The sequence below is a fragment of the Arthrobacter sp. FW306-07-I genome (assembly GCF_021800405.1).
Classification (GTDB): Bacteria; Actinomycetota; Actinomycetes; order Actinomycetales; family Micrococcaceae; genus Arthrobacter.
Genome location: NZ_CP084550.1, coordinates 383,462 through 403,033 on the forward strand (window position 1 = coordinate 383,462; position 19,572 = coordinate 403,033).

The 19,572-nt window shown below is 65.7% G+C and carries 18 protein-coding genes and 3 riboswitches; of the genes, 11 read left to right on the forward strand and 7 right to left on the reverse strand.

Features of this window, described 5'->3' with window-relative positions:
* Positions 1–38: 38 nt before the first annotated feature.
* Together gcvT and gcvP are read right to left on the reverse strand one after the other, a co-directional pair.
* Entirely contained in the window at positions 39–1,151 is a 1,113-nt protein-coding gene (gene gcvT / locus LFT46_RS01865; RefSeq protein WP_236821124.1) for a glycine cleavage system aminomethyltransferase GcvT, read from the reverse strand.
* Between the two features lie 9 nt (positions 1,152–1,160).
* Positions 1,161–4,025, reverse strand: coding sequence for an aminomethyl-transferring glycine dehydrogenase (gene gcvP / locus LFT46_RS01870; protein ID WP_236821125.1), 2,865 nt, complete (start codon positions 4,023–4,025; stop codon positions 1,161–1,163).
* 152 nt (positions 4,026–4,177) lie between these two features.
* Positions 4,178–4,277, reverse strand: a riboswitch (glycine riboswitch).
* Positions 4,278–4,593: 316 nt separating this feature from the next.
* Positions 4,594–4,691, forward strand: a riboswitch (glycine riboswitch).
* Positions 4,692–4,844: 153 nt separating this feature from the next.
* On the opposite strand from gcvP, the gene cycA reads away from it, so the two are divergent.
* From cycA to LFT46_RS01895, 5 genes are all read left to right on the forward strand, one after another.
* A complete protein-coding gene (gene cycA / locus LFT46_RS01875) occupies positions 4,845–6,356 on the forward strand; it encodes a D-serine/D-alanine/glycine transporter (protein ID WP_236821126.1) in 1,512 nt (503 codons plus the stop codon).
* Positions 6,353–7,279, forward strand: coding sequence for a formyltetrahydrofolate deformylase (purU, locus tag LFT46_RS01880; protein ID WP_373462140.1), 927 nt, complete (start codon positions 6,353–6,355; stop codon positions 7,277–7,279). Before cycA ends, purU begins: the two co-directional genes overlap by 4 nt.
* Positions 7,280–7,370: 91 nt before the next feature.
* Positions 7,371–7,470: riboswitch (glycine riboswitch) on the forward strand.
* Positions 7,471–7,623: 153 nt separating this feature from the next.
* Positions 7,624–8,457 carry a methylenetetrahydrofolate reductase gene (locus tag LFT46_RS01885; RefSeq protein ID WP_236800787.1) on the forward strand — a complete coding sequence of 278 codons (834 nt, stop codon included), beginning with the start codon at positions 7,624–7,626 and terminating at the stop codon, positions 8,455–8,457.
* A 124-nt stretch (positions 8,458–8,581) separates the two neighbouring features.
* Positions 8,582–9,391, forward strand: coding sequence for a hypothetical protein (locus LFT46_RS01890; protein WP_236821964.1), 810 nt, complete (start codon positions 8,582–8,584; stop codon positions 9,389–9,391).
* Positions 9,375–10,124, forward strand: coding sequence for a LamB/YcsF family protein (locus tag LFT46_RS01895; protein ID WP_236821127.1), 750 nt, complete (start codon positions 9,375–9,377; stop codon positions 10,122–10,124). The genes LFT46_RS01890 and LFT46_RS01895 overlap by 17 nt, the downstream gene beginning before the upstream one ends.
* 90 nt (positions 10,125–10,214) lie before the next feature.
* Here LFT46_RS01895 and LFT46_RS01900 read toward each other — a convergent pair whose 3' ends face one another.
* Positions 10,215–11,903, reverse strand: a complete 1,689-nt coding sequence (locus tag LFT46_RS01900) for an HNH endonuclease signature motif containing protein (protein WP_236821128.1) — start codon at positions 11,901–11,903, stop codon at positions 10,215–10,217.
* Between the two features lie 208 nt (positions 11,904–12,111).
* Positions 12,112–13,473 (reverse strand): DUF445 domain-containing protein, encoded by a 1,362-nt coding sequence (locus tag LFT46_RS01905; protein ID WP_236821129.1) that lies wholly within the window; start codon positions 13,471–13,473, stop codon positions 12,112–12,114.
* A 49-nt stretch (positions 13,474–13,522) separates the two neighbouring features.
* Between LFT46_RS01905 and LFT46_RS01910 the strand changes: the two genes are divergently transcribed.
* The 6 genes from LFT46_RS01910 (at position 13,523) to LFT46_RS01935 (ending at position 17,991) form a co-directional block, all read left to right on the forward strand.
* Positions 13,523–14,422, forward strand: a complete 900-nt coding sequence (locus LFT46_RS01910; RefSeq protein ID WP_236800792.1) for a glycerophosphodiester phosphodiesterase — start codon at positions 13,523–13,525, stop codon at positions 14,420–14,422.
* Between the two features lie 8 nt (positions 14,423–14,430).
* Positions 14,431–15,774, forward strand: coding sequence for a CoA transferase (locus LFT46_RS01915; RefSeq protein WP_236821130.1), 1,344 nt, complete (start codon positions 14,431–14,433; stop codon positions 15,772–15,774).
* A 246-nt stretch (positions 15,775–16,020) separates the two neighbouring features.
* Entirely contained in the window at positions 16,021–16,527 is a 507-nt protein-coding gene (locus tag LFT46_RS01920) for a DoxX family protein (protein ID WP_236802758.1), read from the forward strand.
* Positions 16,524–17,312 (forward strand): AzlC family ABC transporter permease, encoded by a 789-nt coding sequence (locus tag LFT46_RS01925; protein WP_236800794.1) that lies wholly within the window; start codon positions 16,524–16,526, stop codon positions 17,310–17,312. The genes LFT46_RS01920 and LFT46_RS01925 overlap by 4 nt, the downstream gene beginning before the upstream one ends.
* A complete protein-coding gene (locus LFT46_RS01930) occupies positions 17,309–17,620 on the forward strand; it encodes an AzlD domain-containing protein (RefSeq protein ID WP_236821131.1) in 312 nt (103 codons plus the stop codon). Before LFT46_RS01925 ends, LFT46_RS01930 begins: the two co-directional genes overlap by 4 nt.
* 113 nt (positions 17,621–17,733) lie before the next feature.
* A complete protein-coding gene (locus LFT46_RS01935) occupies positions 17,734–17,991 on the forward strand; it encodes a hypothetical protein (RefSeq protein WP_236800796.1) in 258 nt (85 codons plus the stop codon).
* Positions 17,992–18,086: 95 nt separating this feature from the next.
* Here LFT46_RS01935 and LFT46_RS01940 read toward each other — a convergent pair whose 3' ends face one another.
* The 3 genes from LFT46_RS01940 to LFT46_RS01950 form a co-directional block, all read right to left on the reverse strand.
* Positions 18,087–18,422 (reverse strand): hypothetical protein, encoded by a 336-nt coding sequence (locus tag LFT46_RS01940; protein WP_236821132.1) that lies wholly within the window; start codon positions 18,420–18,422, stop codon positions 18,087–18,089.
* A 104-nt stretch (positions 18,423–18,526) separates the two neighbouring features.
* Positions 18,527–18,751 carry a hypothetical protein gene (locus LFT46_RS01945; RefSeq protein ID WP_236800798.1) on the reverse strand — a complete coding sequence of 75 codons (225 nt, stop codon included), beginning with the start codon at positions 18,749–18,751 and terminating at the stop codon, positions 18,527–18,529.
* Between the two features lie 181 nt (positions 18,752–18,932).
* Positions 18,933–19,556, reverse strand: a complete 624-nt coding sequence (locus tag LFT46_RS01950) for a TetR/AcrR family transcriptional regulator (RefSeq protein WP_236800799.1) — start codon at positions 19,554–19,556, stop codon at positions 18,933–18,935.
* Positions 19,557–19,572: the final 16 nt, after the last annotated feature.

Below are 19,572 nucleotides of genomic sequence, written 5' to 3' on the forward strand. Positions count from 1 at the left end.
TCCTTAAATTTGGTGTTCAAGAGTGGGAAGCGCCGAAGCTACTTTTGGCGCTTGTAGAACGGCAGGGCAACAACTTCGAAGGGCTCGGCCTTTCCCCTGAGGTCCACGTCCAGCGCGGTGCCCAGCCCGGCGTGCTGGACGTCGACGTAGGCAAGTGCAACAGGGTAGCCAAGGGTCGGGCTGGGCTGGCCGGAGGTCACTTCGCCCACCACGTTGCCGTCCTTGAGGACCGGGTAGCCACCCCGGCCGGCGCGCCGGCCTAGGCCCTTCAGGCCGACGAGCTTGCGCTTGGAACCGGACTCCTTGGCCGCCTCGAGTGCAGCCCGGCCGACGAAGTCGCCTTCCTTGGACTTGAGCGCAACTACGGGGCCAAGGCCGGCGTCGAACGGTGAACGCTCAAGCGACAGCTCGTTGCCGTACAGCGGCATGCCGGCCTCAAGGCGGAGTGAGTCGCGCGATGCGAGGCCGCACGGAATGATGCCAAACTCTTCGCCGGCCTGGGCCACGGACTCCCACAGGGAAGCGGCGCCTTCATTCGGCAGGAAGAGCTCAAAGCCGTCTTCGCCGGTGTACCCGGTGCGGGCAAGGATGACGTCCTGGCCTGCGATGGTCAGCTCATTGAAGGCGTAGTACTTCAGGTCGGTGACCAGGGCGTGCTGGGATTCATCCGTGAGCTTGAGCAGGATCGCCTCGGCCTTGGGTCCCTGGACTGCGACGAGGGAGGTGGCCGCGGAAGCGTCCTCCACCTTCACGTCGAAGTTGGCTGCCCGCTCGGCGAGGGCGGCCGCCACGGTGGGGGCGTTGCCGGCGTTGGGCACCACCAGGTACTTTTCGTCGCCAAAACGGTAGGTGATGAGGTCGTCGATGATGCCGCCGTCCTCGTTGCAGATCAGCGAGTACTTGGCCTTGCCATCCGCGATGGCGGACAACTTGCCCACCAGGGCGTAGTCGAGGAAAGCGCCGGCTTCGGGGCCGGTGACCCTGACTTCGCCCATGTGGGAGAGGTCGAACAGGCCCGCGGCTTTGCGGACGGCGTGGTGCTCGGCCAGTTCAGAGCCGTACTTGAGCGGCATCTGCCAGCCACCGAAGTCGGTGAAGGAGGCGCCCAGTTTCTTGTGCTCTTCATAAAGAGCCGTGTAGTTCTCAGTCATGGGGAATCCTTAGTTTTCGAACTCGGACAGCGGCGGGCAGGAGCAGATCAGGTTCCGGTCTCCACCGGCGCCGTCGATGCGCCCCACCGGCGGGAAGTACTTGTCCTGCTTGAGGTGGTGGACGGGGAAGGCAGCCTGCTCGCGCGGGTAGGCGCGGTCCCAGTTGGAGTTGACGACGGCGGACGCGGTGTGGGGTGCGTTGCGCAGCGGTGAGTCCTGGACAGTGAAGTCGCCGTTGGCCACCTGGTCTATTTCCTTGCGTATGGTGATCATGGCTTCGATGAAGCGGTCGATCTCGGCCAGGTCCTCGGACTCGGTGGGCTCCACCATCAGCGTGCCGGCGACCGGGAAGGCCAGGGTGGGGGCGTGGAAGCCGAAGTCGATGAGGCGCTTGGCCACGTCCTCCGCGGTGACTCCTGTCTTGGCGGTAAGGTCGCGCAGGTCCAGGATGCATTCGTGGGCAACGAGTCCGCCTTCACCGGTGTAGAGAACCGGGAAGTGGTCGTTCAGGCGCACGGCAACGTAGTTCGCTGCGAGCAAGGCTGCCTTGGTGGCCTCGGTCAGGCCCTCGCCGCCCATGAGCTTCACGTAGGCCCAGGAGATCGGCAGGACACCCGCGGACCCGAAGTTGGAGGCGCTGATGGCCACGCCGTGGCCTTCCTGGTGCGCTGCCTTATTGGCATCGCCGGGCATGAAGGGCGCCAAGTGCGCCTTGGCTGCAACCGGACCGACGCCGGGTCCGCCGCCGCCGTGGGGGATGCAGAAGGTCTTGTGCAGGTTCAGGTGGGACACATCGCCGCCGAACTTGCCGGGCTGGGCCAGGCCCACAAGGGCGTTCAGGTTGGCACCGTCAACGTAGACCTGGCCGCCGGCCGCGTGGACAGCCTCGCAGATCTCGGTCACGTCCGCGTCGTAGACGCCGTGGGTGGACGGGTAGGTGATCATGATCGCCGAGAGGACGTCCTTGTTCGCCTCGATCTTCGCGTACAGGTCCTCGTGGTCGATCGTGCCGTCGGCGGCCGTGGCAACGACGACGACCTTCATGCCGGCCAGGACGGCGGAGGCGGCGTTGGTGCCGTGGGCGGAGGCGGGGATCAGGCAGACGTTGCGCTGGGTGTCGCCGTTGGCACGGTGGTAGCCGCGGATGGCCAGCAAGCCGGCGAGCTCGCCCTGGGACCCGGCGTTGGGCTGGAGGGACACCTGGTCGTAGCCGGTGATTTCCGCCAGGTCGGCTTCCAAGCCGCTGATCAGTTCGCGCCAGCCTTCGGTCTGGGAGTCCGGGGCGAACGGGTGGATGGAGGCGAACTCGGGCCAGGAGATGGCTTCCATCTCGGCGGTCGCGTTCAGCTTCATGGTGCACGAGCCCAGCGGAATCATGGTGCGGTCCAGCGCCAGGTCGCGGTCTGAGAGCTTACGGATGTAGCGCAGCAGCTGCGTCTCGGACCGGTGGGTGTTGAACACCGGGTGCTGCATGTACTCGGAGGTCCGGAGTACCTCTGCGGGGAGGTCGAAGCCCTCGGCGTCCACCACCGGGCCGGCACCAAAGGCGACGGCGATCGCGGACAGGATTTCCGGCGTCGTGGTTTCATCCGTGGAGACACCGATGGTGTCGGCGTCGATGTAGCGCAGGTTGATGCCGCGTGCTTCAGCTGCGGTGATGACCTTTGCGGCCTTGCCGGGAACTGAGACGGTGACAGTGTCGAAGAACGTCTCGGTGGCCAGTTCCCGTCCAGCGGCCTTGAGGGTGGTGGCGAGGACGCGGGCGTTGTTGTGGACGCGCTCGGCGATGGCCTTCAGGCCGTCCGGGCCGTGGTAGACGGCGTAGAAGGAGGACACGATGGCCAGCAGCGCCTGCGCCGTGCAGATGTTGGACGTGGCCTTCTCGCGGCGGATGTGCTGCTCGCGGGTCTGCAGCGCCAGGCGGTAGGCCGGGAGGCCGGCGTCGTCCTTGGAAACACCCACCAGGCGGCCGGGCATGGAACGCTCCAGGCCCTTGGCCACGGCCATGTAGGCGGCGTGCGGGCCGCCGAAGAACAGCGGCACCCCGAAACGCTGGGTGGAGCCGACGGCGATGTCGGCACCCTGCTCGCCCGGAGGGGTGATCAGGGTCAGGGCCAGCAGGTCAGCGGCCACCGTCACCAGCGCGCCGCGCTCCTTCGCTTCGGCGATGACGTCGGCGTGGTTGAAGACGCGGCCGGAGACGCCGGGCTGCTGGAGCACGATCCCGTTGATCGCGCCTTCAGGGAGTCCCTTGGACAGGTCGGCGACCTCAACCTCGAAGCCGAGCGCCTCGGCGCGGCCCTTGACGATGGCGATGGTCTGCGGCAGGACGTCGGCGTCCAGCACGGTCTTGCCGTCGCGGGCGCCAGCGTTTTGGCCGCTGGCCTTATTGGCCCTGCGCATCATCAGTACGGCTTCGGCCACGGCGGTGGCTTCATCCAGCAGCGAGGCGTTGGCGATGGGCAGGCCCACCAGGTCCTGGACCATGGTCTGGAAGTTCAGCAGCGCCTCCAGCCGGCCCTGGGAAATTTCGGGCTGGTACGGCGTGTAGGCGGTGTACCAGGCAGGGGCTTCCAGGATGTTCCGTCGGATGACGGCAGGGGTGATGGTGTCGTAGTAGCCCTGGCCGATCATCTGCACGGCAGTCTTGTTCTTGGCGGCGAGCCTGCGCAGTTCCGCAAGCACCTCAACCTCGCTCAGGGCGCCCTTGAGCGCGAGCGGCTTGGACTGGCGGATCGAACTGGGGACAGCGATGTCCACCAGGCCGTCAACGCTGTCGTAGCCAACGGCCTTGAGCATGGTGTCGACGTCAGCCTGGCGGCGTGCACCAATGTGCCGGTCCGCAAAGACAGACGGTTGGGATTGAATCGTCATGAGGAACTCCAGGTTTGGCCGGCCACGGGTGGCTCGGCATGGATCGGGTCCCTCCCCGCTCTGTATTGGACCTGAGAGATTCCGCATCCCCGCCAAGGTCTGCTTGCACCGTCGGTGAGCGCTGCCGGAGCAGCACTGCTTTCCAGAGTCGCCTCGCCGTGACGGTACATGGGCCTGAGAGATTCCTGGGGAGGATTTGCTCCTACGGCGCCTGCCCGGTGATAGCCGGGAGAACTCTCCCGCCACAGCTCGAAAGGCTTATTGAAATATGGGTGATTCGGCTCACAAGTTACAGGATGGCGCCCCGGAGAGCAAATCGGTCCGCCATGCAGCGCGCTGGCAAGTACAGGTGCGTTACGCGGCGACCGTAATGCCGGGCTTGACTTTTGTTCGTGACGGACGCCACACTGAACCCCGTGATCCGGCCGGGCAGCGGAACTGGCCCAAAGAACGCTGGGCGCTCCGTCGCCGGCTGTGATTACCGGAGGCCCCGAAATGCACCGTGCGGCTTGAAGTCCACAGCGGATGCACTCCGATAACTGAACACTGATTTACCAATTAACGCTTTTGACCTGCGGCGGGAGAGCCCTGCCGGTACGTTCAGCAGGCGCCGTAGGAGCAAACCCTCCCCAGGAAACTCTCAGGCCCACGTACCGCCGCGGTGAGGCAACTCTGGAAAGCAGCCAGGCCCTGTCCTGGCTCACCGACGGTGCAAGCACGCCATCCCGGCGCGTGGAAACTCTCAGGTCCCAGACAGAGCGGGGAGGAAATCCAATCTTTGCGACACCCCGGGTGCCGCTCGAACGATGGAGTTCCTCAATGACGACCCACTCCCCGACGTCCCCCGGAAGCGGAGCCCCGCACCTGGAGCGGCAGCTCAGCAACCGCCACATCCAACTGATCGCCATCGGCGGCGCAATCGGCACCGGCCTGTTCATGGGTTCCGGAAAGACCATTTCGGCAGCCGGCCCCTCGGTGATCTTCGTGTACATGATCATCGGCTTCATGCTGTTCTTCGTTATGCGTGCCATGGGCGAACTGCTGCTCAGCAACCTCAACTACAAGTCGTTCAGCGATTTCGCCGCAGACCTGCTGGGCCCCTGGGCCGGCTTCTTTACGGGCTGGACCTACTGGTTCTGCTGGGTCATCACCGGCATCGCTGATGTCATTGCCATCGCGGGCTACTCCCGTGAACTGTGGCCCGGGGTGCCCCTGTGGATCCCCGGCTTGGCCACCGTGGCCATCCTGCTCCTGCTGAACCTCACCACCGTCAAGGCCTTTGGCGAGACGGAGTTCTGGTTCGCTCTGATCAAGATCATTGCCATTGCAGCTCTGATCATTGTTGGCCTGTTCATGATCTTCACCGGTTTCCAGTCCGACGCCGGCCCTGCCACCTTCACCAACCTGTGGAGCCACGGCGGATTCTTCCCGAACGAGTTCATGGGCTTCGTGGCCGGCTTCCAGATCGCAGTCTTCGCCTTCGTGGGCATCGAACTGGTGGGCACCACCGCGGCCGAGGCCAAGAACCCTGAGCGGAACCTGCCCAAGGCCATCAACTCCATCCCCATCCGCGTGCTGCTCTTCTATGTAGGTGCCCTCATCATCCTGATGGCTGTCACCCCCTGGACCGAGTTCAGGGCAGGCCACAGCCCATTCATCGCCATGTTCTCCCTGGCGGGCCTGGGTGCCGCCGCCACCGTGGTCAACCTCGTGGTGCTGAGCTCCGCAATGTCCTCCGCGAACTCCGGCATCTACTCAACCTCACGCATGGTCTTCGGCCTTGCACAGGAAGGCGACGCTCCGGACGTCTTTGGCAAACTGTCCCGGCGGAAGGTGCCCCAGAACGCACTGTTCCTCTCCTGCGTGCTGCTGCTGTCCGGCGTCGTCCTCATGTATGCGGGCCAGGACGTGGGCAAGGCCTTCGACATGGTGACCACTGTGTCCGCTGTCTGCTTTGTCTTTGTCTGGTCGATCATCCTGGCCAGCTACATCGCCTTCCGCCGCCGCCGGCCGCACCTGCACGACGCATCGAAGTTCAAGATGCCCGGCGGTATTGCCATGGTCTGGGTGGTCTTCGCCTTCTTCGGCTTCGTGATCTGGACCCTCACCACCCAGCCAGACACCCTGGTGGCCCTGCTGGTCACCCCGGTCTGGTTCATCCTGCTGGGCGCCGCATGGTTCGTCCTCCGCCGCCGGCCCGCACACCAGGCCCGTTTTGCCACGTTCCAGGCTGAACTGCAGGCAGACCAGGACTTCGCCGACGCCGCATCCGGCAAGGCTTCCCGTCCGGGTGCCGCCGCAGAAGTGGGGGAAGAGCGGGTCAAGCGGTGATCGGCACGGAAACCCGCACATCGCAGGCGGGCACGGCCGCGGCCGGACAGCGCCAGGCCATGGTTCCCGAAACCGGCAAGGAATTCGTGCTGACCTTCCATTGCCCGGATGCCCTTGGCATTGTCCAGGCGGTGGCGGCATACCTGCTGGAGCAGGAATGCTACATCGTGGACATCAAGCAGTTTGGCGACAGGGCAAGCGGCCGGTTTTTCATGCGCATCCACGTCACCTCGCAGGTAGAGATGGAACTCGACCGCCTCCGCTCCGGTTTTGAACAAGTGGCCCGGGAATGGCGGATGGACTGGCGCCTGGAACGGCATGGCCGCAAGCAGCCCATCCTGGTGATGGTGTCCAAGTACGACCACTGCCTCAACGACCTCCTGTTCCGTGCCCGCAGTGGCGAGTTGCCCGTCCGAATTGCCGCCGTGGTGTCCAACCACCCGGACCTGGAACCCCTTGCCGCCTGGCACGGTGTTCCGTTCCATCACATTCCCGTGACCCCGGATACCAAGGCGGATGCTGAAGAGCGCCTGCTGGAGCTGGTAGACCACTACGCCGTGGAACTGGTGGTGCTGGCCCGCTACATGCAGGTACTCAGCGACGAAGCCACTACCCGACTCAGTGGCAAGGCCATCAACATCCACCACTCGTTCCTGCCCAGCTTCAAGGGTGCAAAGCCCTACCACCAGGCGTACGAGCGCGGCGTCAAAACGGTGGGCGCGACTGCCCACTACGTCAACTCGGAGCTGGACGAGGGACCCATCATCTCTCAGCAGGTGATCGAGGTGGACCATACGTATTCCGCCTCTGACCTGGTCACCGTTGGCCGCGACGCTGAATGCAAGGCACTTACCAATGCGGTGCGCTGGCATGCTGAAGGACGAATCGTTTTGTCCGGCAACCGGACGGTCATTCTGCGCTGATTGCCGGCCCATCCATGCGGCCGGCGCCGCATCCCATCCAGTGACGGGACGGGCGCCGGCCGTTGAACCACTACATCTGAAGACAGCCTTTCGAGCTGTGGCGGGAGAGTTCTCCCGGCCATCACCGGGCAGGCGCCGTAGGAGCAAATCCTCCCCAGGAATCTCTCAGGCCCATGTACCGTCACGGCGAGGCGACTCTGGAAAGCAGTGCTGCTCCGGCGGCGCTCACCGACGGTGCAAGCAGGCCCTGGCTGGGTTTGCGGAATCTCTCAGGTCCAATACAGAGCGGGGAGGGACCCGATCCATGCCGAGCCACCCGTGGCCGGCCGAACCTGGAGTTCCTCATGACGCCTCAGTCCCTTACGGCACCATCCGACGCATCAGTGCCTGCCGACCAACCCACCGGCGGTTTCAGGCGGGAGCTGCCGGTCCAGATTCAAATCATTCCTGCTGAGGGCATTGCCGCCCGCGTCCAGGCCCACGTACCTGCCGGGACGGCGCTGACGGTGTCCTGCTTGCCCCGCGAAGGTGTAGGGGCAAGCATTCGCACAGCCATCGAGCTTGCCTACCTCGGCTTTGAGGTTGTGCCGCACCTGGCCGCACGAAGCATCGAAAGCCGGGCGCAGCTGGCCGGTGTAGTCCGAAACTGCCACGATGCCGGTATCGCCGAGGTTTTCGCCGTCGGTGGTGACGCAGGGGAACCGGCCGGGCCCTACGACAGCAGTCTTCGGCTGCTGGAAGACCTCGCGGAACTGTCCGGTGGCCGGATCCGGGCCGGCGTGGCGGGCTACCCGGAAGGACATCCGAGCCAAACTGAACTGCACATGCTTGATGCTTTGCTGGAGAAGCAGCATCTGGCCTCGCGGGTGGTGACACAGCTGTGCTTCTCGGCTCCCCGCATCCAGTGGTACGCCGAAACGCTGCGCCGGGAAGGTGTGCGGCTGCCTGTGTGGGCAGGGGTATCCGGCGCCTTTCCCCGGGCGCAGCTGATTCGGGCCGCCCTGAAAATTGGCGTGGGCCCATCCCTGAAACTCCTGAACCGGCGTGGCCCCCTGGGCCGCCGCCTGCTCAAAGGCGGTCTTTACTCGCCCACGACGATCCTGACCCAACTGGAGGACGGCGGAGTGGTGGAGGGTGCCCACGTTTTCACCTTCAATAATCTGGCGGACGCCAGCTAACGGGCGGTTGCCAGGAGGGCAGAGGTACGGGACGCGCGAAGTTAAGCATGCTTAGTGTTTATCCACATAGGATGGAAAGTGCACGGCAGCTAACCCGCTGCAGGTCGATTGAATGAAGGTGACCATGGCCCGGCGCAGCAATCCCGCATTACGCATCGCACAGGAAACCGCCCACAATGCGATGTTTGACGCTGACGGCAAGCCCAAGCCCGGCGTTCACAACATGCTCCTGAAGGCAGTACAGATCCAGCGGCCCCTGGTGGTTGCCTACATCCGGCGGCTCCAGAAGAAGCATCCCCATGCCACCGCCGCGCAACTGGCAGACATTGCAGAGCGCGACTACTTGCGTGCCGTCGCCGGAGGTGGCGCACTGGTGGGCGCAACCGCCGTCGTTCCCGGGGTTGGAACAGTGGCGTCGCTGGGACTCTCAGCCGCTGCCACCGTAGGCTTCCTGGAGGCAACAGCGCTTTACGCAACCTCGCTGGCCGAACTTCACGGCATCCGCCTCACCAACCCGGAGAAGGCTGGCACCATGGTCATGGCCATCATGCTCGGCGAGGAGGGTACCGCCCTGCTGGGAACGCTGAGTGGCCAGGCCTCCGGCAGCGGGAACAGCGCCGCCAATAATTGGGGCAATGTGCTCTCCAAATCGATGGTGGGTCCGGGCTTCGGCAGTGTCCGAAAGAGAATCCAGCACGCCTTCCTAAAGAACCTGCTCAAGCGGCAGGGTACCGCCCTGTTCGGCAGGGCGCTCCCGTTCGGCATAGGGGCCGTTGTGGGTGGAGCCGGTAACCTCGTGATGGGCCGTGCGGTGGCCAAGAATGCCCGTGAGGCGTTCGGGCCGATGCCGGACACCATTCCCGGGGAGCTGACCGCAGCTGCCGCACCGGACCACCTGACGCTGGAAGGCAACATACTTGGATCTCAACGCTGACGTAGGCCAATCATTCGGCTCCTGGACGGCAGGAGGCGACCCGGCCATGTTCCAGCTGATCACCAGTGCCAACGTGGCCTGCGGCCTGCACGCGGGCGACCCCGTCACCATGCTGGACAGCTGCCGCGCAGCATACGAACTCGACGTCACTGTGGGGGCGCACCTCGGCTACCGCGACCTGGCGGGCTATGGCCAGCGCGCGCTGGGGATGGGCTTCGACGAGCTGTTCGGCGACGTGCTGTACCAATTGGGGGCGCTCGACGGCGTCGCGCATGCCGTGGGTGCCTCCGTGGACTACGTGAAAGCACACGGAGCGCTGTACGACGCTTTGATTTCCGACGCCGAACAGGCCTCCGCCGTGGTTGCCGCGGTTAATGCCTATGACCCCGGCCTTCCCATCCTGGGCTTCCCGGGCTCCGAGCTGCTGAAGCAGGCAAAGGAGGCCGGGCACCCGGTGTTCATCGAGGCCTTCGCGGACCGCGCGTACCTGGCCGACGGCAGCTTGGTGCCGCTTTCCGACGAGGACGCGGTCCTGCACGACGTTGATGTGGTAGTTGAGCGCGCTGTTCGACTGGCAACGCAAGGGGAAGTGGTGGCCGTGGACGGGACGGCGGTCAACGTCCGGCCGGACTCCCTGCGCCTCCAGGGCGGCAGTCCAGGCGCAGTGGAATTGGCGGCCCGTATTCGTGCTGGGCTTGAGGCCGCAGGCGTGGAGCTTGAGGCCTTCGCGTAGGGGATGTCCGGCGGGACTCCCTGGCCCTGCCGAACCGTTCATACTTTGCTCCAGCCCCATGGACGATGTTGCCCGAACCCTTGAATTCCGTCATCGGGATGGTACGAGCGGGGTTGCGAGGAGCTGGGCCCAGAGGGGATCGTCCGGCGACAGGTCATCGGGGTCTATGAAGCTGTCATCGTCTGGTTCGCATAGCGGGAGGTCTTCGGGCCCCGCCTCGAGACAGCGGATATTGAGACAGGGGACATCGATACACCCGGCATCGTGACATTTGGCGTCCGTACATCTGGCGTCCTTACATCTGGCGTCGAGGCTCAGGGTGTCCGAGGACCGCAGTTCGGTGGGCATCAGCCATTGCGGCCAGTACGTGGGTTCTGGGTCTGGGTGTTCGGGTTTGTAGTGGCGGCCGGTGGGTGAGGTCCAGCCGGGTGATCTGTCTTCTGTTGCCGGGTCTGGTGTCCATTGGGTGTGGTGTTTGAGCCGGTGGTGTTTCGGGCAGAGCTGTGCCAGGTTGCTGGCCCCGGTGGGTCCGCCACATTCCCAGGATTGCAGGTGGTCGGTTTCGTTGTCCGGGGTGCGGTTGGTGCAGCCGGGGAAGGTGCATTTGGCGTCGCGCATCCTGATCCAGCGTTTGATGGTTTCGGTGAGCCGGTAGTTCTTCCGGCCGATCTCCAAGGGTGCCCCGTCCCTCGGGTCGACCAGGACGCGGTAGAAGGAGTTCGCCCCGTGGGCGACCAGTTTCCGGGCCATGGACGCCGGGATGGGTCCGAGCCCGTCGAGCATGGCGGGCTCATCCGTGAGTCCGAGGAGGGAGAACACCGGCACCATGACCAGGACGTCGGCCTGCGGGGTGGGGACCTTGCCGGGTTCGCTTGCTGATCCAAGGAGCAGGGATGCTGCGATGTCGGGGCGGAGTTGGGTGATGGTGCGTGGTTCGTTGGGGCCTTGGAGGCCGCGGGCGGTGGCGGTGGTGCGGTTCCAGATGGCGCAGGCGGTGTCGCCGGGGAGGTAGAGCGAGACCCAGGCCATGCCGTCCCGGTCCGGGGTGTATTCCATCCGCCGGTCCGCCACCCCTTTGGCGTGGCGTTTCTGCAGTGTCTCGGGGTGGTGGCGTTCGCGCCAGGCGCGGACTTTGGCCCGGAACCGGGAGGGGACGAGTTCGCCAGGGGCTGCGCCGCGGGCGGGGTGGGGTGCGTCGGGGTCGAAGAAGTGGGCCACCAGCGCGGCAGCGCCGGCCGGATCGAGGCCCTCGGTTTCGTCCGCGACGATGCGGGCGTGCTGCCAGGACATGGCGCCGGTGGCCAGGGCCTGGAACACGGGTGGGAGGGAGCAGATTTTCCGGGACTGTTCCACCAGGGCACCGGCAGCGGCGGAGCTGACGGTGAGGACCCCTGCGATCTCCTCCACCGCGGACATCTCGGCGTAGGTGCGGTCCTGGATGGACGCGTCAGGGGGAGTCATGGCCTGCTGGAACCCGATCGCCTCCGCTGCATCCCGCGCCTTCATCGCCGCAAGCTGCGCCTCCAACCGGGCCGTGAGTTCCAGCCGCTCCAGCCGGATCTCGTACCGCCGCTGCAGCACATCGACACCCGGACCAATAACAACGCCGGAACCGAGAGCAGCGCCCGAACCAACAGCAATCCCGGAGGCCAGGAACGCATCCTCCCGCTCCAGCGCACTTATGGCATCCAGCGCACCAAGGGCAGTGAGCGCATCAAGGGCGGCCACAGAGGCATGAACACCCTCCAAAGCCACCCCGACACCACAGCCGATTCCCATAGAAGAATCATCTATCGAGGGTCTGACATTATGAGTTGTGCCGCTGCCGACACCCGCCCGGGTAAAGCCGGAGCACCCGAGCCGGCGTGCCGTCGTCGTAGGTATTTCCGCCGTCAGGTTCCCTCTCGCACCTCGAATATCCGCCGCGAACAGGAATGTGCGCCGCGGCAGTATCTATCCGCCGCGAAAAAGCTCCCGGCCTAATGCGTCACCCAAAAATCAGCTGCGCCACCGTAAAGATTGCCAAGCCCGCAAGAGACCCCACCACGGTGCCGTTGATGCGGATGAACTGCAGGTCCTTGCCCACCTGGAGCTCGATCTTCTGTGAGGTCTCTTCGGCGTCCCAACGCGCCACGGTGTCCGTGATGACCCCGGCGATGTCCGAGCGGTAGGTCCGGACCAGGTAGCCCGCGGCGTCACCGATCCAGGCGTTGACCTTCCCTGCCAGTTCGGGATCGTCCACCAGCCTCGAACCAAAATCGCGCACAGCTGCCTTGAACTTGATGGTGAGCTCGCTGTCCGGGTCGTCCACGGCACCCAGCAGCGCGTTCTTCACGGTGCCCCACGTCCGGGACGCCAATTCGCGCACCTCGGGATCCCCGAGCACCTGCGCCTTGATGTCCTCAGCGCGGGCGATCATTGCCGGGTCATGCTGCAGGTCCTGCGCGAGGTCGTTGAGGTACTTGTCGATTGACTGGCGCACCTGGTGCCTGGGATCTGCCTGCACGGCCCGCACGAACTTGAGGATCTCAAGGTAGACCTTGTCGCCCACCAGCCCGTCCACGAACTGCGGAACCCAGGTGGGGGAGCGGTCGGACACCAGGTGCGTCACGGTGTCGTGGTTCTCGTCTACCCAATCCGCCGCGCGGTCCACCAACAGGTCCACCAGCGTGTGGTGGTGCCCGTCGTGGAAGATCCGCTCCGCAAGCCTGCCCACCGGAGGTCCCCACGGCGGCGTGAGCAGGTGCTTGCGCACCATGCCCTCGATGACCGCCTGGACGTCGTCGTCATTCAACACCTTGAAGGCGCCGCGGATCACCGCTGCGCCCTCCTTGGCCACCCGGTCGGCACCGCCGGGCGCGGAAAGCCACTCACCTGCCCGGCGGGCGATGTTGACGCTGGCCAGCTTGTCCTGGACCACCTGCTCGGAAAGGAAGTTGGTTTCCACGAATTCGCCCAGGGAGGCGCCGATCTGGTCCTTCCGCCGGGGAATGATGGCGGTGTGCGGGATCTTGATGCCCATGGGGTACTTGAATAGGGCAGTGACGGCGAACCAGTCGGCCAGCGCACCCACCATCCCGCCCTCGGCGGCCGCGCGAACATACTGCAGCCATGGATATTCCTTTTGCAGCGCGAACGCGAAGACAAAAATCACCGCCATGGCAATGAGCAGGCTCACCGCCAGCAGCTTCATCATCCGCAGCGCTGCCGCCTTTTCGGCGTCACCGGCGCCAAGCTGGCGGCTTACGACGGCGCCTGCGGCCATGGTGCCCGGCCTCACCTGCTGCGCGGGTTCGGTGGGGGCTTCCTGCGTGGCTGGCCCGGTAGTTGCCTCAGAGTTCACCTGCATGTGCCAAGCCTAGCCCCGAAGGCGGGGGCCGGTCGGCTACCGTGTGACCATGACAACTGACGAGTCAGTGCCGCAGCGGCCGCTGGTCTTTGCACACCGCGGTTCAAGCGGCGCCTATGCCGAACACACGCGCGCAGCCTACCTGCAGGCCCTGGCAGATGGGGCCGACGGGGTGGAGTGCGACGTCCACCTGACCCGCGACCAGCATGTGGTCCTGCTGCACGACGCCAACCTGGACCGCACATCGGACGGAACCGGGCCGGTGGCAGAACGGACCCTTGGTGAACTGCGCCAGCTGGATTTTTCGTCCTGGAAGGGTGTCCGGATCCCCGACACGTACGGGGCGCGCTCGGAACAGCTCCTCACCTTGCCGGAGCTGCTGGACATCCTTCGGGGAGCGGGCCGTCCCGTAAAGCTCGCCATCGAGCTCAAACACCCCAGCCCGTACCAGCTCAAACTGGAGGACCGGGTGCTCGAAGTGCTCCGCAGCGAGGGCTGGGACCCGCAAAGCTCCACCGTGGACAACGTGGCTGTGACCTTCATGAGTTTCAGCCCCGATTCCGTCCGGCACCTGCTCCTTTCCGTTCCGCCCCAGTACATCTGCCAGCTCGTGGACGACCTCACCATTCACGAGATCCGGGGTGGACTGGGAGTTGGACCTCTTGCCGGCGGTGCCATCGCCAACCTGATGAAGGCGACCCAACTGGAGGGCGAACGGATCCTGGACGACCGGGAAGTAGGGATGGCCGGCCCCGGCATCGACTACGTCCGGGAGCGCCCTGCCACCGTCCGCCGCTGGCTGGAGTCCGGACGGCGCTTCCGCGTCTGGACGGTGGACTCGCCGGAAGATGTGGCCCTCTGCCAGGACCTGGGCATCCAGGAGATCACCACCAACGTTCCGGGCCGTGTCCTTGACCAGCTCAAACTGGCTTCGCCGCAGGGCAAGTAGGGCCTGAAGTGGACGCGTATTCGCCGCGCCACTGGTGGTCCGGCCCGCTCGATGTCGAAGGCCTTGCGCTGCATTCGGTGGAGGCCGCGGCGGCCGCCCTCAACCTGTTTGAAGGTACGCCCGGTCGGTTTAGGACCACGCCGGCCCTCACCGCGGCGGCTTTCGACTCCTTCGGCCATCTGCGCATCGCCGGGCGCAAACCGCAGGGCTTTGCGCCCCTTTCGGGCTTCCATCGCACCAGCGATGGATGGATCCGTACCCACGCCAACTATCCCCACCATGAGCAGCGGCTGCTGCAGGCCCTGGGCGCAGCCTCGCCTGAGGAGGCGGAGCGGCAACTCCACTCCATGGCCGCACTGGAAGCCGAGGCTGCCATCCAGGGCAAGGGCGGCATAGCCGCGGCTGTCAGGACGCGCAGCGAATGGCTTGACTCGGACATGGGGCGGGCAGCGGGACTGGGCCCTTGGATTGCTTTCGATTTTGCCGACGGTGCAACGGCCGGCCTGGGGTTGGAGGAGTCTGCAGCGGCAACAGTTGCCGCGAACGGCACCGAGGCCAGCCCCGGCATGTCCCACAACGGCTCGCCGCTCGACGGATTGCGGGTCCTGGACCTGACCCGGGTGATCGCGGGGCCCGTTGCCACCCGCCTGCTCGCGGCCCTCGGAGCAGATGTCCTGCGGATCGACCCGCCCGCCTTCCCCGAGATTGAAGACCAGTTCGTGGACACGGCATTCGGCAAGCGCAGCGCCGAGGCAGATCTCAGTGTGCCGGATATCCAGCACAAGTTGCGGCAACTCCTGGCGGCTGCGGATGTGGTGGTGGCCGGATACAGGCATGGCGCCCTGGACCGCTTTGGGCTCAACCCCCGGGAACTGCTTGCCTTGTACCCCCGGCTTGCGGTGGTCACCCTGGACAGCTGGGGGAGCGCTGGTCCCTGGAGCGGACTCCGCGGTTTCGACAGCATTGTCCAGGCCGCGTGCGGAATCGCGCACGTTTACGGCAAGGAAAATGACGACGGCGAGTGGCGCCCCGGTGCCCTGCCCGTCCAGGCGCTGGACCACGCCACAGGCTACGGCGTTGCTGCGGCTGCCATCCACCTGCTGGGCCGACGCCGTTGGATGGGGACCGGGGGCGCCGCGCACCTGTCGCTCGCCCGGACCGCCGAGGAACTCTTCGCACTGGGAAGGAACGCGGAGCTGCCTTCAGAACTGCCCGCCCCCGACTACCGCTCCAGGGACAGCACATACGGCGAACTCCGCTATGTTGGGCCGCCGCTGATGGATGGGGACCAGCCCCTGGACTATCCGTTCCCGCCACCGCCGTATGGAGGAACTCCGCTCGCGTGGGCATGAAGGGTGCCCTGTGTGACAGCTGCCCCGGTGAGATAGCTGGGCAAGCGCTTTTCCTCCCGTCATCGCCAGGTGGCAGCCGCCGGTTTCTGGCCGCCGCATGTGCTGTGATTGAGTGGTTCCATGTCTTTTCCCTGGCCCGGCCCCGCATTTCGGAGCCCGTCCATGCGCGGTTTGTCCACGCCGGGCTCGTCCTTTTCGCGCCCGTCGCTTCACGGCCCAACAGTCCAGAACCTGTCCGCCGCTGCCATGGCCGCCCTTCTGCTGGCCAGCGCAAGCAAGCATTTCCGGGATCCCGGCTTCTACCGGGAGGTAGTTCCGGACTACCTGTGCCGCAGGGATGCCGCGCCGGGCGCCAGTCAAAGCAACAGGGACCATAGCAGCAGGGACCAGGGCAACAGGAACCCAGGCGCCGGGGACCAAAGCAACGGGGACCAGGGCGCCGGAGTGCAGCATCCCTTGGCCCTCCTGTCCCGGGACGAGTGGATCGCAGTGAGTGGCCTGCTGGAGCTGGCGGCCGCCGTCGGAATCCTGCTGCCGCCTACCCGCAAACTAACGGCCACGGCCCTCACTGCCATGTTCACCGCGTTCCTGGCCGGCCACGTGGACGCCCTCAAGCGGGCGTACGGGCCAGCAGGCACGTCCCGCCGTCGGAAGATCCATACCGTGCGGCTGCCGCTGCAGGCACCCCTGATCCTGTGGGCCTGGAGCCTGCGGAAATCCCTGCCCATAAACCGGCGCGGAGGCCGGGCGTGAAGCTGCTGGCCTCGCCGGCGGCCAGGGTAGGCCTCTCCATCAGCGTTGCCACCGGCCTGTACGGGATCTCTTTCGGCGCGCTCGCGGTGACGTCCGGCCTCAACTTCTGGCAGGCCATGGCCCTGAGCCTGCTCCTCTTCAGCGGTGGCTCGCAGTTCGCCTTCATTGGCGTTGTGGCCGGCGGTGGATCGGGCATCGCGGCCATGAGCGCCGCAACCCTCCTGGGCATGCGCAACGGCATCTACGGCATGCAGCTGAACGCGCTGCTGCGGCCCACCGGCTGGCGCAAGTACGTCGGGGCCCAGCTGACCATCGACGAATCCACGGCGACCAGCACGGGCCAGACGGACCCTGCGGAGCAGCGCCGCGGTTTTTGGACGGCCGGAATTGGTGTGTACGTGCTGTGGAACCTCTTCACGGCCGTGGGTGCGCTCGCCGGCAGCGGGTTGGGCGATCCCAAACAATGGGGACTCGACGGTGCTGCCGTCGCCGCTTTCCTGGCCTTGCTGTGGCCCCGGCTCAAGGGCCGGGAGCCCATCGCCATCGCGGCCGTGTGCGCCGTGGCTACCGTCGTGGCGGTTCCCTTCGTGCCGCCGGGCGTACCCATCCTCGTTGCCGCCGTCGTGGCGGCACTCGTGGGGTGGTTCAGCCATGGCCGCCGCGACGAAGGCCTGGAGCCCGACGTCGAGCCTTACACGCATCACGCCGGCCATCACCAGGATGCTGCCGGCACGCACCCGGGAGCGAAGCGCCGCGAAGCCACGGATCCGGAGGCAGGCTCGTGAGCTTGTGGACGTGGTTGCTGATTGCCTGCGCCCTTGCCTACGCCTGGAAAATCGTTGGGTACTTTGTGCCGGCCAGATTCCTTGAGGATCCGCGCACATCACGCATCGCGGGCACCATGACCATAGGACTGCTCGCGTCACTGACCGTGGTGAACGCGGTGGTGTCAGGCCAGGGCCTTGCTGCCGACGCGAGGCTTGGCGCGCTTGCCGCAGCCGCAATCGCCTTGGCGCTCCGGGCCCCTTTCCTGGTGGTGGTCATCGCCGGAGCCGGCACCGCGGCCCTGTTGCGGTTCCTCGGCTGGAGCTAACCGCACACCAACCGCGCCGGATAGTGACTCGGGTCACTTCAACCATAAGGTGCCGGTTGTACTATGAGATCGGCTTATGCAGTTGGCCATGGCATTCCCTATGAACGGCGACCATGGAAAATCAGCTGCATCCTGCAGGCGGCTTGGCGGGCAAGCCCCGCCAGAAGAATGCCCGACGGCGGGCGGGGCTGCCTGCCAAACGCTTCTTCAGGCGCTTCGCCAGGCTTTCGGACGTTCCGCAAGAGGACCTTGAATTTCTTTCCCAAAGGCTGCGTGAGGCACTCGACATCGATCCGGCGTCGTCCGTGCCGACACTGCAGGCCCTGGTGCATCAGGAAATCCGCAGGCGGGGAGACCCCGGCAACGCCTAGCGCAGGCACCCTCCGGGTGCCATGTGTGGTGCACTGGAAGAGAGGCAGCCCACACCCAGGCGGCCACTAAAGGAGGAATCGAGATGGACGAACAGTCACGGCCGCTTGAGCCGCAGGACGGCCAGGGCACCGAGGATGCCGGCAGGAACGCCAGGGAAGAACAGGGCGCCGGAGTGCCGGCGGCGGAGCAGACGGGAAAGCATCGGGCCGCCTACCTTGATCCCCGGGGTTCGGAGTCGACCCGGGAGTTGCGGGACACGGCAAGGAGGCGTCGCGATGCCGAAGAAAAACTCCAGCAACACCTGATGGAAGCGAAGGATCACGTTCCCAACGAGTTCCATGAGCAACACCACGGGCATGAAGGACATGGGTACCCGGGCCATGAACACGCCGGTCATGAACAGCACAGTGATGAACAGCGTGAGATGCAAACCCAGCACCAAGGCCCAGGCCAGCCTGAACACGGCGGGGCTGAGGAAGCGAACAAGGGTAGGGAATAACTCCGACGGCGAGGTGCTGCCGGAGCGGCAGTTGGCTAAGCGACTCCGTGGGCGGTGCCGCCAGGCGAGACGGCCCTGCGGTACGTTTCTTCCACACCCATTTCATACCAAACCTGCGCGCCGAACTCAGGCTCGGGGGTATCGAGGTTCTGGTACAGGGCGTCAAGCAGTTCGACGAGTTCCCCGGCCTCCAGTGTAGGAAGGACTTCCTCCGGCCCGCGGGGATCGGTGAGGTAGTGGAGAAGCTTCGAGTGATTCATTGCAGCGCAGCCGTCGAACGGCGGATAGGCACAGAGTGCATGGGTCGCTCCCGCTGGAAGTACCGAGGCTGGCTGCCTAACCCCAAGTGGCAGTCTATTGCACCTTCCCGGCGCTAACAACGAAATCGGCGCTAACAACGAACTCGGCCAACAGCGGGCGGGCCTGCTGCGGGCGGGCCCGCTACAGACTCGGCGCGGCGGCCGGGACTGGCACCAGCACGGGAAGTGGCCGCGACGGGCGCACGGTGCGGATGGCGTCCTCGACAAGCGCCAGCGGCCGGCGCCAGGCATCCGAACCGGGTTCCATGGTGTCCACCACTCCGATCAGCATGGCCAGCAGCCGGAACATGTCCGTCATGGAAATGTCCGTGCGCAGGCTTCCCTGGCCTTGTCCCCGAACCAGCAAGACACCCATGGAATCCATGAGCGATCCCGTGATTCCGGTGAGGAGTTCACGCCGCCCTGCCACCGCGCACAACAGGTTGGCGTCGTCACTTGCCGCTGCCATCAGGGCCTCGAGGACGCGCAGCAGACCGGCCGCCGCGTCGATATCTGCCAGCGCCCCGTCCATGACCGGGTCCACCGTGAGCCGGAGCTGCCGGTTAAGCGCCGCAAGCACCAGTTCCTCCTTGTCCGCGAAGTTGCGAAACAGGGTTGCCGGGCCAACGCCGGCGGTGGTGGCGATGGTTTGGAGTGGCACTTCCGGGCCGAACTCGCGGAAGCACCGGCGCGCCGCCGTGATGATCTTGTCCACGTTCCGCGCTGCGTCTGCGCGGAGGGGCTTTCGGGCGACTGCGAGGCTCATGCCCAAAAGGGTAGCA